Origin of the sequence: Photorhabdus sp. RW14-46, from assembly GCF_963887965.1 — a bacterium.
GTDB lineage: Bacteria > Pseudomonadota > Gammaproteobacteria > Enterobacterales > Enterobacteriaceae > Photorhabdus > Photorhabdus laumondii.
In genome coordinates, this window is record NZ_CAWPHH010000018.1 from 24680 (window position 1) to 38880 (window position 14201).

12 protein-coding genes are annotated in these 14201 nt (G+C 46.5%); 11 read left to right on the forward strand and 1 reads right to left on the reverse strand.

Going from position 1 to position 14201, the window contains the following annotated elements:
• Positions 1-537: 537 nt before the first annotated feature.
• From AACQ38_RS14840 to ltrA, 3 genes are all read left to right on the forward strand, one after another.
• Positions 538-1383 carry a reverse transcriptase N-terminal domain-containing protein gene (locus AACQ38_RS14840; RefSeq protein WP_165578468.1) on the forward strand — a complete coding sequence of 282 codons (846 nt, stop codon included), beginning with the start codon at positions 538-540 and terminating at the stop codon, positions 1381-1383.
• A 6-nt stretch (positions 1384-1389) separates the two neighbouring features.
• Complete coding sequence (locus AACQ38_RS24120; protein WP_013183225.1) at positions 1390-1521, forward strand: hypothetical protein; 132 nt, start codon at positions 1390-1392, stop codon at positions 1519-1521.
• A 239-nt stretch (positions 1522-1760) separates the two neighbouring features.
• Complete coding sequence (gene ltrA / locus AACQ38_RS14845) at positions 1761-3170, forward strand: group II intron reverse transcriptase/maturase (RefSeq protein ID WP_165578469.1); 1410 nt, start codon at positions 1761-1763, stop codon at positions 3168-3170.
• Here the strand turns inward: ltrA and AACQ38_RS14850 are convergent.
• Positions 3150-3779 (reverse strand): FimD/PapC N-terminal domain-containing protein, encoded by a 630-nt coding sequence (locus AACQ38_RS14850; RefSeq protein WP_242685597.1) that lies wholly within the window; start codon positions 3777-3779, stop codon positions 3150-3152. The two genes, ltrA and AACQ38_RS14850, sit on opposite strands and share 21 nt — an antisense overlap.
• Positions 3780-4346: 567 nt before the next feature.
• Between AACQ38_RS14850 and AACQ38_RS14855 the strand changes: the two genes are divergently transcribed.
• The 8 genes from AACQ38_RS14855 to lpdA all read left to right on the forward strand — a co-directional run bounded on the left by AACQ38_RS14855 (position 4347) and on the right by lpdA (position 13788).
• Entirely contained in the window at positions 4347-4925 is a 579-nt protein-coding gene (locus AACQ38_RS14855) for a hypothetical protein (RefSeq protein WP_011147795.1), read from the forward strand.
• 8 nt (positions 4926-4933) lie between these two features.
• Positions 4934-5155, forward strand: a complete 222-nt coding sequence (locus tag AACQ38_RS14860) for a helix-turn-helix domain-containing protein (RefSeq protein ID WP_011147794.1) — start codon at positions 4934-4936, stop codon at positions 5153-5155.
• 341 nt (positions 5156-5496) lie between these two features.
• Positions 5497-5772, forward strand: a complete 276-nt coding sequence (locus AACQ38_RS14865; protein WP_109791777.1) for a hypothetical protein — start codon at positions 5497-5499, stop codon at positions 5770-5772.
• Between the two features lie 47 nt (positions 5773-5819).
• Positions 5820-6188: a hypothetical protein gene (locus tag AACQ38_RS14870; RefSeq protein WP_011147792.1), complete on the forward strand. Its 369-nt coding sequence runs from the start codon at positions 5820-5822 to the stop codon at positions 6186-6188.
• Positions 6189-6923: 735 nt separating this feature from the next.
• Positions 6924-7688, forward strand: coding sequence for a pyruvate dehydrogenase complex transcriptional repressor PdhR (gene pdhR / locus AACQ38_RS14875; RefSeq protein ID WP_058589395.1), 765 nt, complete (start codon positions 6924-6926; stop codon positions 7686-7688).
• Between the two features lie 189 nt (positions 7689-7877).
• Positions 7878-10541 carry a pyruvate dehydrogenase (acetyl-transferring), homodimeric type gene (aceE, locus tag AACQ38_RS14880; protein ID WP_011147790.1) on the forward strand — a complete coding sequence of 888 codons (2664 nt, stop codon included), beginning with the start codon at positions 7878-7880 and terminating at the stop codon, positions 10539-10541.
• A 14-nt stretch (positions 10542-10555) separates the two neighbouring features.
• Positions 10556-12154, forward strand: a complete 1599-nt coding sequence (aceF, locus tag AACQ38_RS14885) for a pyruvate dehydrogenase complex dihydrolipoyllysine-residue acetyltransferase (RefSeq protein WP_011147789.1) — start codon at positions 10556-10558, stop codon at positions 12152-12154.
• A gap of 206 nt (positions 12155-12360) precedes the next feature.
• Positions 12361-13788 (forward strand): dihydrolipoyl dehydrogenase, encoded by a 1428-nt coding sequence (gene lpdA / locus AACQ38_RS14890; protein WP_109791775.1) that lies wholly within the window; start codon positions 12361-12363, stop codon positions 13786-13788.
• The last annotated feature ends 413 nt before the right edge of the window (positions 13789-14201 follow it).

Here is a 14201-nt window from a genome sequence, read left to right on the forward strand (position 1 = left end):
GAACCGCCCGTATCACCGGGTGAATCTAGGGGTCTGAATAAAGAGCGACCTTGACAATGAAACGAAACGCCACATGGCGTGGGGCATAAATCGTGAGAGGCATGCCCTTCTGGGAGCCACACCCCGGATGAGTGCTAGATAGCGGGTACGGTGAAGGTATCTGAACCTGTGATAAAGATCGTGAGTAATGACAAGCGGAAGTGGCTACTACGCTTGACCAAAACGGTAATGGAGGGGGGAAGAGTGACTATTTTCTGCACTCTCGTGATCCACATCCCTCCCGGTCAACAACAGGCATCTAACCCCGCGGACTTCACAGACGGAACGTGGAAACCCCGTATCGCTCCCCACTCCGGGGACAGTTGCCTGTAAAGGTCGCCTATGGCGGTGCGGGTTTGGGAGGTCGGAAAAAGCGAAGGCCGGGCTGTAATGGTCCGGATACGGGTTTTAACGTTACCCGACACGAAAGTGTGCCCACGTCCGACAGGTCTTACCTCGCGAGAGAGTTCGCAGAATCGTTATGAGGAGGAAAAGCAAATGACAGCAGCGGGTAAACCGGTGACTGGTGCATCCTTCGAGGCTGTTCACTGGGATGCCATCAACTGGCGGGCCATTGAACAGCAGGTGCGGCGACTGCAAATGCGTATCGCGAAGGCAACCCGGGAAAGACGCTGGGGCAAGGTGAAAGCCCTGCAATGGCTTCTGACCCATGCGTTCTCAGCCAAATTACTGGCGGTACAGCGCGTAACGAGCAATACCGGCCGTAACCCCCCCGGTGTGGATGGCCAAATCTGGAAAACCCCCACGCAGAAACTCAAGGGTGAGCAGTCATTGCAACGGCGGGGGTATCAAACCCAACCATTGAGGCGCATCTATATCCCCAAAAAGAATGGCAAACGTCGACCACTCGGCATTCCCGTTATGGCTGACCGTGCCCAGCAAGCACTTCATTTGCTGGCACTGGAACCCGTAGCAGAAATGCTGGCAGACCCAAACGCCTACGGGTTCCGGCCCGGACGGTCCGCGGCAGACGCCATTGCACAGTGTTTCAATATACTGGCACAACGCAACGCCGCCCGGTGGATCCTTGAAGAGGATATAAAAGCCTGCTTTGATCAAATCAGCCATACATGGCTTCGTGAGCATGTGCCGATGGATAAATCAGTCCTCGGAAAATGGCTGACGGCAGGCTACATGGAAGACGGCAAGGTCTACCCCACTCAGGCAGGAACACCACAGGGCGGTATCGCGTCACCGGTTCTGGCTAATATGGCACTGGACGGGCTGGAGTGGGTGGCACAACGCGCTGCCCCTCGCCAGAAAGTCTATGTCGTTAAATATGCGGATGACTGTGTGCCACGAAGGCATGCACCGGGGACGTAAGTCCCCGTGCAGCTATGCAACACAAGAGATGAGGGCAGGCCCCTCGGTGTCGGCGTACAGGCGCAGGCACCAAACCCCCCACTGCTGCTGCGTTTAAGAGACGTGGTGGTGAGCGAGATGGGAAAAGGTCGGGCATGATCCGATCAGGTAGGGATCGAAGAGACGAACGAAAGTGAACCGTTGATGATGTGTCGAAAGCGTATAGATGATGTCAAAACCATGGTGGAGTCGTTCCTGTGGGATAAGCGCAGGGGGCGACCTGTTTACTGCCTGCGCGGCATCCGGCATAAAGGCGGCGTGAAGTCGATTCAGGCTCTTGTGGGGAACGTGGGAACCTGTCACCCCGATGAGAAGGGAGAAACGCAAGTGGAGGTCCCATGAGCGCCAGAGTACCAATGCGGGGTACAGGGGCGGAGCAAGCCGTAGTAGCGTTGAAGGACCGTAATGGGTCTGGAGCAAAGGGCTTGCCCCATTGTGCTGATGGCACGACAGCAACCACGGGCGATAAAGCCGGTGGGAGGACTGCTGTAAAATCGGCAAAGCCATTTCCTGTGAGTAAGCGACAGGTGTGGGAAGCGTATAAACGAGTGAAAGCTAACCGTGGTGCGGCAGGTATTGACGGACAGACACTGGCCGGGTTTGACGAGAATGTTGCAGACAATCTCTACAAGCTATGGAACAGACTGGCTTCGGGCAGTTATATGCCGCAGGCGGTAAGGCGTGTGGAGATCCCCAAAGCTGATGGTGGTGTGCGTCCGCTCGGTATTCCTGCCGTGTCGGACAGAATCGCCCAGATGGTCGTTAAACAGGTACTTGAGCCTGTACTGGAACCTCTGTTCCATGCCGACTCGTATGGCTACCGGCCGGGGAAATCTGCTCACCAGGCGATTGCGCAGGCGAGAACACGCTGCTGGCAGTTTGACTGGGTTGTGGAAATCGATATCAAAGGCTTCTTTGATAATATTGATCATGCCCTGTTACTGAAAGCAGTGCGGCATCACACACAGGAACGCTGGTTGGTGATGTATATCGAACGCTGGCTGAAGGCGCCGGTGCAAATGCCGGATGGAAGGGTGCAGGTACGGAACAGGGGGACGCCGCAGGGCGGCGTGATTTCACCCCTGATTTCGAATCTGTTCCTGCATTATGCCTTTGATATGTGGATGAAACGTCAGTTTCCCGGCGTCCCCTTTGAAAGGTATGCCGATGATGTTGTATGCCACTGTCACAGTCAGTCGCAGGCCGAAGCACTGATAAGTAAAGCAGGCCAGCGGTTCGCGCAATGTGGGCTGGAGTTGCATCCGCAGAAGACCCGGATGGTTTACTGTAAAGATGCCGATCGACGGGGGAATTACGCAGAGACGCGCTTCGACTTTCTGGGCTATACATTCCGGCCCCGTTTGTCGAAGAATCGCTGGGGTAAGACCTTCGTTAACTTCAATCCGGCGATGAGTGCCAGAGCAGGGAAAGCAATCCGTCAGGAGGTGAGGAGTTGGGGTCTGCAAAATCGCAGTGACAAGTCCTTGTACGATCTGGCGCATATGTTCAATGCGAAAATCAGAGGCTGGATAAATTATTACGGTGCTTTTTATAAATCGGCCCTGTATCCAACGCTGAGGCAAATCGATCGCAAACTCGTGTTATGGCTGACCCGTAAACATAAGCGACTTCGGGGCCACCGGAGACGGGCCAGTCACTGGCTGGCGCGTGTTGTGCGGAGTGAAACGAGGTTGTTTGCCCACTGGCCGCTACTATGGGGGCAGGCTTCAATGGGAAGAGCCGGATGAGCGGAGACGTTCACGTCCGGTTCCGTGAGCGCCTTGGGGGGAGGTTCCCCGGGGCGACTCGACGTAACTGTAAGTTTGCGTGCTGCGCAGACGCCACGGCCCCAGATTTAACCCGTCACGAAAAGAAGCAAACAGGTTACGGGAACGTGACCCTCCCCAGTTTCCCTGACGGTCATAACGGCCTTCCGACCCGTTGACCGTGTAGTTCATCAAAAAGGCCGGGATGCCGTTATCCCACAGTGACGGATCAACCATCCCGGAATAGTGGGGCTGCATGGCGACCTGCGGGACACTGAGCTCCAGACGCAAACGGGCGAAATCCAGTGTGGCGCGGGCGTGCGGGATCTGTTTCGTCAGATCGGTGATGAGGCTGTCGTCCGCTTTACCCTGAAAAGCCGGTAATCCGCGGGTATTGACCCCATACCCTTCCAGTTGTGCGACGGTTAATACCGGCTGGAGATGGCCGTTAACCTGCCTGAATTCAATCTCGCGGCTGTCCACCCGATTCTGGTTCATGTAGACATCCACCAGATAGCGCCCGGGGGCGACATAGCCCGCGTTTTCATACGCCGAGAGATCGACATGACTGCGTTCACCGTCAGCGCCCATCAGAAACTGATGTCATTGAAAGCTACACCGCTACTTCGAGTAACATTTTCCCCCACGTTTACACTTTCTTACCATTACGTAGAAACACAACTCTCCAGCATCACAAAAGCATTACATTAGCTATTCTTATTGATTTTCAGCATTGAAGGGATTAATCGAGGATTCGTTTTGAGCCATCATCTTCAATTCACTCTGTATTGAAATTGACCGGCATTGTGCGGATATATTGAGTTGAGCTTTGAAAGGTATCCTGAGTAAACCGTTCTGTATTTGTCATACAATCTTCACAACAAACTATCGCGGTAAATCATGCGATGGCGGGATGAGAACAGTGACCAAGTAACATATACTGCTTGCTGTTTACTGTTTGAAGATATTCAGATAAATGATGACTTTTTTCTTTTTCTATCAATAAATTAATGGTAGCTTTCAATGATTATCACTCTGATTTATCTATCACTTTGAACCATATTCTGTCTATTTAGTGATAAAAAATTATTGTCATACGATAACTTTTAAAGTACTTTAGCGAAAGTTTAGTTGAACATGTATATGGAATGACACAAGATGTGTGATAAACAGGAGTTTGTAACTAATCCCAGAATCAAGCTACTCAGCTTTCTGGCTATTATTATTGCTTCCATTATGGTAATTGGTGATTTGGGGTTCCATATTGCATCTTGGTCGTTATGGCACGATACCACTCGTCAGGCCGTTCTTCAGGCGTATAGCGATCTTATGCCTGCATTAACTGCAAAAGGATTTAAGCAATCTTTATTAAGTCAGGTGCTTTATATCTCGCTGGATACGATACCTCGGATTATATCAACGTCATCTTATATATTAATTGGCATTCTGTTTTTCCGGTTTGCTAAAGGTGAAATATGGAGTAACCGTAATATTTCCGCTTCATTTATTATTGGTTTCCTGATGATTCTAGAGCAACTTCTCTACCCTGTGATTAATATGTTACAAGGAATGGCGTTATCTGTGGATTTAGTGAAAGGGCAACGGGTATTTAGTTTTTCATTTGGCGTTAATTCAGAATCTCTGTTTATTATTATGTTTGGTGTATTCCTTCTGATATTTAGCTTAATTATGCGTGAATCTAAGAAGATAAGCGATGAGCAACGTTATTTTATCTGAGAATCATCATGAGTATTATAATAAGGTTGGATGTGATCTTAGCAAAAAGGAAAGTAAAGTCTAAAGAACTGGCTGCCATTATTGGTATTACTGAGCAGAATTTATCATTGCTGAAAAATGGCAAAATAAAAGGTATCCGTATTGAGACGCTGGAAAAAATTTGTAAACATTTGCAGTGTCAACCTGGAGATATATTGGAATATGTGGAAGATGGAGAGGATAACCGCTAATACAATAAATAAAGTCATTGTGTATCTTTTGGTATCTTATAAGATAGAACTTTATATTCATTAGCCAGTTTTAAATGCATGAAAATATTAATTATTTCATGTTTTTTATCTAGCCTGTTACTCTGTGGTGTTAATGGTTCACCAATAAAGCAGGTTTCTCCTCGCGATAAGAATATATATTTCTCTCTGGGGGGATATTGTTCTGATATTCCGTGGAATGCCAGAAAGATAAAATGCATATGTAGATATTATTTACTCGATCATAAGAAATGATCTCTCTTTTTATATGGTTTTCATTTAAGTTGAATTTTTATAAAAACAGCAATTCAAGGATGTTAACAATGAATAAATTTTTTATTGTTTTATTCTCAATATTTGTGATTACAGGATGTTCTTCTATGCCACGGCTTACTGATGGCTATATTTCAACCTGTGGTTATTTTGAATGTAATGTCAAGGATATAGTTTCAGGTAGTGAAGTTAAAGTAGATAATATACCTTCTACTCCTGATATTTACCGGGATATCTCAATCCAAGATAGACAAATTATACAATCTGGTGGAAGACCACCTTTTGAAGATAAGAGTTACAGTATTGGGGGGACTTTTAAATTCTAATTTAATTTCTTTGGTTATTTCTTTATTTTTAATTAAGGTATTGTTATATGAATTTTATAAGAAAAATAGCTGTTATCCCTTTATTTACCTTATTTACTCTATTGGCGGGTTGTACATCGTGGGAAAAACCAGGGGCAACTCAGTATGAAAGAGATAGGGATTACGCTGAATGTAAAGCATTAGGTTATTCTCAATTACCATCAGACTGGACCAGCGAAGTTGTTCATTCTTTCGAGACAAAACATTTTTCTTGCAAAGATAAAGACAAGGACGAAGATAAATCCTGTAATCATTACATTACTGTGCCGAAAACTGAGGTTAAGCGTTGGGATAAAAATGAATCATCAAGGCGTTGGATAATTTCATCCTGTATGTATAAAAAAGGGTGGCATGAAGAGACGCGTTATTGGTTTTAATGTAGTCCATTTTTTTCCATCAGCAGGAGTTACCTGGAGCTGTTGCTGGTGGTTCCTCACATATTTGTCATTATTCCTTTCTAATTGCCAGTTTTAGCCCTCGGTTTTATTGATTTGAGCTACATTTATAACCTGATGGTATGCATTTGTATTTAAAATCAACAGGTGATGATTTGGTCGCTATATTTTTTTAATTAATAAAGATTCAACTATTTTCTTGCTGTAACGATTCACTGTACCTATTTATACGTTCATAAAGGTTAGGTTAAAATATTATCTTAGGATGTTTATTAACCTATTGGTTATCAACTTTTGCGAATTTTTAAAAAAAACTGTTAAAATTTGCAGGTTTTTATGATTTGGGACAAGGTCTTTATGGACAGTTGGTGAATACTTTGTTACTTTTATGGCCCGGTAGTTTAAATTGGTATTACCAATTGACTTTTGCAAAGACCGAAACAATGTTTATCCATATATACCCAATAGATTTCAAGATGGACCGCGACGGCAAGGGAGAGAATCCCCGGGAGCATAGATAACGATGTGACCGGGGTGAGCGAACGCAGCCAACAAAGAGGCAACTTGAAAGATGACGGATATATGTAGTTACCTTAAGTAGGTGCTATTGATGCAGGTGGTTTGAGCATTGTCCAGGTTTTAAACGACAAACAAAATAGCCTCATGAGACATGAGATAGGTTCTAACTGGCTTAGTTCTAACTGACTTATAGTAAATATGGCTTATAATAAAATCCGCCAACCAAAATTATCAGATGTTATTGAGCAGCGTCTTGAACATCTCATCCTTGAAGGATCTGTGCGTCCAGGGGAGAAATTGCCGCCTGAACGTGAGTTGGCGAAACAGTTTGATGTGTCACGCCCTTCACTGCGCGAAGCCATTCAGCGGTTAGAAGCTAAAGGTTTTCTTTTTCGCCGTCAGGGTGGGGGGACGTTTGTTCAGAGTAACCTTTGGCAAAGTTTCAGTGATCCACTGGTACAACTACTGGCTGGTCACCCTGAATCTCAATTTGACCTCCTTGAAACCCGCCATGCTTTGGAAGGTGTTGCTGCCTATTACGCGGCACTGCGTGGAACTGACGAAGATTTTGAACGCATTCGGCAATATCACCTTGTTATTCAACAAGCTCAGGAAAGTGGTGATGTCAATGCTGAATCTGAGGCTGTGTTGCAATATCAGCTTGTCGTTGCCGAAGCAGCGCATAATGTGGTTCTCCTTCATTTATTACGCTGTATGGCACCTATGCTGGAACAAAATATCCGGCAGAATTTTGAGTTTTTGTATACCCGCCGAGAAATGTTGACGGCTGTCAGCGATCATCGGGCGAAGATTTTTGCAGCGATAATGGCGAGGCAACCAGAGAAAGCCCGTGAGGCCTCCCATCGCCATTTAGCGTTTATTGAAGATGTCTTATTGGATCTCAGCCGCGAGCACACTCGCCGCGAGCGATCATTACGACGTCTTCAACAGCATCAGGAATAAAATTAGCTGTGTGGATCTTGAAATTTGCTGCGTCTGCATAGCTAAGTTGAGTCCCTTTACTGAGGGCACTAGCGGCAACAACAGTGAGGGCCTATCTTCCAGTCATGACCGGCTGAACGTCAAAGGGTATGACGGGAAGGTAGGCTCCAAAACAATCATTAGAAACAGATAACAGATAAGGAATACACCATGTCAGACATTTTGAAAAATGACGTGGATCCGATCGAAACTCGCGACTGGTTACAGGCGATCGAATCGGTCATCCGTGAAGAGGGTGTTGATCGTGCCCAGTTCTTGATTGATCAGGTACTGAACGAAGCACGTAAAGGTGGCGTGAATGTTGCGGCCGGTGCTGCTAACCGCGATTATATCAACACCATTGCTGTTGAGGATGAGCCTGCTTACCCTGGCAATCTGGATTTGGAGCGTCGTATTCGCTCTACTATTCGTTGGAATGCTGTGATGACTGTGCTACGGGCATCTAAAAAAGATCTGGAATTAGGTGGTCACATGGCTTCATTCCAGTCTTCAGCAACCATGTATGAAGTTTGTTTCAACCATTTCTTCCGTGCCCGTAATGAAAATGACGGCGGTGATTTGGTTTATTTCCAAGGTCATATCTCTCCAGGTGTCTACGCTCGTGCTTTCCTTGAAGGCCGTTTAACTGAGGAGCAGATGAATAATTTCCGTCAGGAAATTCATGGCAATGGTCTCTCTTCTTATCCGCATCCAAAATTGATGCCTGAATTCTGGCAGTTCCCAACTGTTTCAATGGGATTGGGGCCAATCGGTGCGATTTATCAGGCTAAGTTCCTGAAATATCTGGAACACCGTGGTCTGAAAGATACCTCCAAGCAGACCGTTTATGCCTTCTTGGGCGATGGTGAAATGGATGAGCCAGAATCCAAAGGTGCGATCACTATCGCAACCCGCGAGAAACTGGATAATTTGGTATTTGTTATCAACTGTAACCTGCAACGTCTGGATGGTCCAGTTACGGGTAATGGCAAAATCGTTAATGAGCTAGAAGGCATTTTTGATGGCGCAGGTTGGCAGGTTATTAAAGTGCTTTGGGGCGATCGTTGGGATGAACTGTTGCGTAAAGATACCAGCGGTAAATTGATCCAAGTGATGAACGAAACGCTAGACGGTGATTACCAGACATTTAAATCCAAAGATGGCGCTTATGTGCGTCAGCATTTCTTTGGTCGTTACCCAGAGACCGCTGAATTAGTTAAAGATATGACCGATGACCAGATTTGGGCGTTGAACCGTGGTGGTCATGATCCTAAGAAAGTCTTTGCTGCTTTGAAAAAAGCGCAAGAAACTACCGGCAAACCAACGGTTATCTTGGCTCAGACCATCAAAGGTTACGGTATGGGTGATACGGCGGAAGGTAAAAACATCGCTCATCAGGTTAAGAAGATGAATATGGAAGGCGTTCGCCATTTCCGTGATCGTTTTAATGTACCTGTGGCTGATGATCAACTCGAAAAGCTGCCTTATGTGACGTTTGATAAAGACTCTGAAGAGTACAAATATTTGCATGAGCATCGTGCAGCGCTAGGGGGTTATCTGCCAAGCCGTCGTACTCATTTTGAAGAGAAGCTGGAACTGCCAACGCTGGAAGATTTTGGTGCGTTGCTGGAAGAACAGAACAAAGAGATTTCTACCACTATCGCTTTTGTTCGTGCCTTGAACGTGATGTTGAAGAACAAGTCAATCAAAGATCGTCTGGTGCCAATCATTGCTGATGAAGCGCGTACATTTGGTATGGAAGGTCTGTTCCGTCAGATCGGCATCTACAGCTCTAACGGCCAGCAGTATACTCCGCAGGACCGTGAACAGGTTGCTTACTATAAAGAAGACTCTAAAGGCCAGATTCTGCAAGAAGGCATCAATGAATTGGGTGCCGGTTCATCATGGCTGGCGGCAGCAACGTCTTACAGCACCAATAACCTGCCAATGATTCCGTTCTACATCTACTACTCTATGTTCGGGTTCCAACGTATTGGCGACCTGTGCTGGGCAGCAGGTGACCAACAGGCTCGTGGCTTCCTGATTGGGGGGACTTCCGGCCGTACAACCTTGAATGGTGAAGGTCTGCAACACGAAGATGGACACAGCCACATTCAGTCTCTGACTATCCCTAACTGCATCTCTTATGATCCGGCATTTGCTTATGAAGTTGCTGTGATTATGCATGATGGTTTAGAGCGTATGTATGGTGAGAAACAAGAGAACATTTACTACTACATCACCACGCTGAACGAAAACTACCACATGCCGGCGATGCCACAAGGTGCAGAAGAAGGTATCCGTAAAGGTATCTATAAGCTGGAAAGCTTGGAAGGCAGCAAAGGTAAAGTTCAGCTATTAGGTTCTGGTTCTATTCTGCGTCATGTTCGTGAAGCGGCACAGATTCTGGCTAACGATTATGGTGTGGGTTCTGATGTGTACAGCGTGACCTCATTCACTGAACTGGCTCGTGATGGTCAGGATTGTGAACGTTGGAACATGTTGCACCCAACAGAAACGCCACGTGTACCTTATGTTGCTCAGATCATGAATGAAGCACCAGCAGTGGCTTCTACTGATTATATGAAGTTGTTCGCAGAACAAATTCGTAACTTCATCCCTGCAAGTGAATTCCGCGTATTGGGTACTGACGGTTTCGGTCGTTCCGATAGCCGTGAAAACCTGCGTCATCATTTTGAAGTTGATGCTTCTTACGTGGTAGTTGCTGCTTTGGGTGAATTGGCTAAGCGCGGCGAAATCGCTGTGAGTGTTGTGGAAGAAGCAATCAACAAATACAACATTAACCCAGAAAAAGTTAACCCGCGTCTGGCATAAGAGGTAAAGAATCAATGGCTATCAAAATTAAGGTACCGGATATCGGTGCGGACGAAGTTGAAGTCACCGAAATCATGGTGAAAGTTGGCGATACAGTGGAAGCTGAGCAATCGCTGATCACCGTGGAAGGTGATAAGGCTTCGATGGAAGTTCCATCCCCACAGGCGGGTGTTGTTAAAGAGATCATCATTGCGGTTGGCGATAAAGTTGAAACCGACAAACTGATTATGATTTTTGATTCCGCGGAAGGTGCTGTAGAAGCTGCGCCAGCGGAAGCGCCAGCAGCGGTAACATTGTCTTCGCGTATGGCAGAGCCAGAACCCGTAGCTTCTGCGGCTATGAAGGTTCATGTACCGGATATCGGCGGTGATGAGGTCGAAGTTACCGAAGTGATGGTGAAAGTTGGCGATGCAGTGGAAGCTGAACAATCGTTGATCACCGTAGAGGGCGATAAAGCCTCTATGGAAGTCCCCGCGCCATTCGCCGGTATCGTTAAAGAAATTCAAATCAAAGCCGGTGATAAAGTGGAAACCGGTTCTATGATCATGGTATTCGAAGTCGCGGGTGCAGCACCTGTTGCTCCGGTTGCCTCTGCGCCAGCTCCAACTGCTGAACCAGAGAAAGCAGCAGTACCGGTTATTGCTAGCAGAAGCTTCGCAGAAGAAGACAAAAATGATTTCGCTGAAAATAGCGCTTATGTTCATGCAACGCCGGTGATCCGTCGCCTCGCGCGTGAATTCGGCGTTAACTTGGCTAAAGTGAAAGGTACAGGGCGTAAAGGCCGTGTTCTGCGTGAAGATGTTCAGGCTTACGTGAAAGACGCGGTTAAACGTGCAGAATCGGCTCCTGCATCAGCCGGTGGTGGTCTGCCGGGTATGTTGCCTTGGCCGAAAGTGGATTTCAGCAAATTTGGTGAAATTGAAGAAGTTGAGCTGGGTCGTATTCAGAAAATCTCTGGTGCTAACCTGAGCCGTAACTGGGTGGTGATCCCACATGTTACACAGTTCGACGAAACGGATATCACTGAAGTTGAAAACTTCCGTAAACAGCAGAATCAGGAAGCTGAGAAGAAACAGCTTGGCGTGAAGATTACTCCGCTAGTATTCATCATAAAAGCGGTAGCAAAAGCGCTGGAAGAGATGCCGCGCTTTAACAGCTCTATCTCGGAAGATGGTCAGAAACTGACGCTGAAAAAATACATCAACATTGGTGTGGCAGTTGATACACCTAATGGTCTGGTGGTTCCAGTGTTCCGTGATGTTAATAAGAAGGGCATCATTGAATTGTCCCGCGAGCTGACTGAGATGTCTAAGAAAGCGCGTGCAGGCAAACTGACCGCATCTGATATGCAGGGGGGATGCTTCACTATTTCAAGTCTGGGGGGTATCGGTGGCACAGCATTCACGCCAATCGTTAATGCACCAGAAGTGGCTATCCTGGGCGTATCCCGCTCATCAATGAAGCCAGTATGGAATGGTAAAGAGTTTGTTCCACGCCTGATGCTACCTCTGTCACTCTCTTTCGATCACCGTGTGATCGATGGTGCTGATGGTGCGCGTTTCATCACATTTATTAATCATGCGATGAGCGATATCCGCCGTCTGGTGATGTAATCTCAAAGGCCGGCCATGTGCCGGCCTGATTGTTATTGCGGTGACAGAGAGACAGCTTACATCTGGTGAGTTTGTTGCGAGTTCTGTCACGTTAACGCACTTTTCAGGTTATTAACAATTCTGTAAACTGCTCGCGGTGTGTAGGTCCCGGTGGAATATATCGTTTTTGGCGCCTGACCCGCCGGACAAACAATTAAGAGGTCATGATGAGTACTGAAATTAAAGCCCAAGTAGTGGTACTTGGGGCAGGTCCAGCAGGGTATTCTGCTGCTTTTCGTTGCGCGGATTTAGGTTTAGAAACCGTTCTGGTGGAACGTTACTCTACCTTAGGTGGTGTTTGTCTTAACGTTGGTTGTATCCCTTCCAAGGCATTGCTGCATGTAGCAAAAGTGATTGAGGAAGCTAAGGCGCTGGCAGATCATGGCATCGTTTTTGGTGAACCCAAAACTGACATCGAAAAAGTCCGTGTTTGGAAAGAAAAAGTTATTAATCAGCTAACCGGTGGTTTGGCTGGTATGGCTAAAGGCCGCAAAGTTAAAGTGGTTAATGGTTTTGGTAAATTTACAGGGGCGAACACGCTGGTTGTTGAAGGTGAAGGTGGCGCAACAACGATTAATTTTGATAACGCCATTATTGCCGCGGGCTCCCGTCCTATCCAACTGCCATTTATTCCTCATGATGACCCGCGCGTTTGGGATTCTACCGATGCTTTGGCGCTGACTACGGTTCCTGGCCGCTTGTTGGTCATGGGCGGTGGTATTATCGGTCTGGAAATGGGAACCGTTTACCACGCTCTGGGCTCTCAGATTGATGTTGTTGAAATGTTGGATCAGGTTATTCCTGCGGCTGATAAAGACGTGGTGAAAGTCTTTACCAAACGTATCAGCAAACAATTCAATCTGATGCTGGAAACCAAAGTTACCGTGGTAGAAGCCAAAGAAGATGGTATCTACGTCACGATGGAAGGCAAAAACGCACCAGCAGAACCACAGCGTTATGACGCGGTTCTGGTTGCTATCGGTCGTGTACCTAACGGTAAAATGCTGGATGCAGGTAAAGCCGGTGTTGACGTTGATGACCGCGGCTTTATCCATGTTGATAAGCAAATGCGCACCAATGTACCGCACATCTTTGCTATTGGTGACATCGTTGGTCAGCCGATGTTGGCGCATAAAGGTGTTCATGAAGGTCACGTTGCGGCGGAAGTTATTTCGGGTAAGAAACACTACTTTGATCCAAAAGTGATTCCATCCATTGCTTACACTGAACCAGAAGTTGCATGGGTTGGCCTGACTGAGAAAGAAGCGAAAGAGAAAGGCATTAGCTATGAAACGGCTACTTTCCCGTGGGCAGCTTCTGGCCGCGCAATTGCTTCTGATTGTGCTGACGGTATGACCAAATTGATTTTCGATAAAGAAAGTAATCGTATTATCGGTGGTGCTATTGTGGGTACTAACGGTGGTGAATTGTTGGGTGAAATCGGTCTGGCAATTGAAATGGGTTGTGATGCGGAAGATATCGCATTGACTATCCATGCTCACCCAACGTTGCATGAGTCGGTAGGTCTGGCTGCTGAAGTCTTTGAAGGCAGTATTACTGATTTGCCAAATGCGAAAGCGAAGAAAAAGAAATAATTTCTTAAATCGATCAATCTATTAATGTAATTTACCGAAGCGGCTTTCATTTATTGAAAGCCGTTTTTTTATCTGGTATGACCTGTTTGAGGAGACTCAATATAAAAAGTATGGTTTTTGTGGGTGCTACTGGCAAAAATCAGCGGAATAATCTGTTTTAATAGCTTTGTCTGCTGTTAATTCAGAATATTACTATCAGTTAATGTTACTTTTCTGTGAACGAATTAACATCGTATTCAAATTTTGGTATGCTGAGCGCCCGAAGCTGGGCATAACTTGTTTTGCACTTGTTAAGTTATGCTGGCAATCCTCTGACCTGGCACCCGAAACCATAACTAACAACCTGTTTCAGGAGGGGCTATTTGTTGCGAAAACACATATTGTTACGCAAAGATAATAGCTTGGTGAGGCAG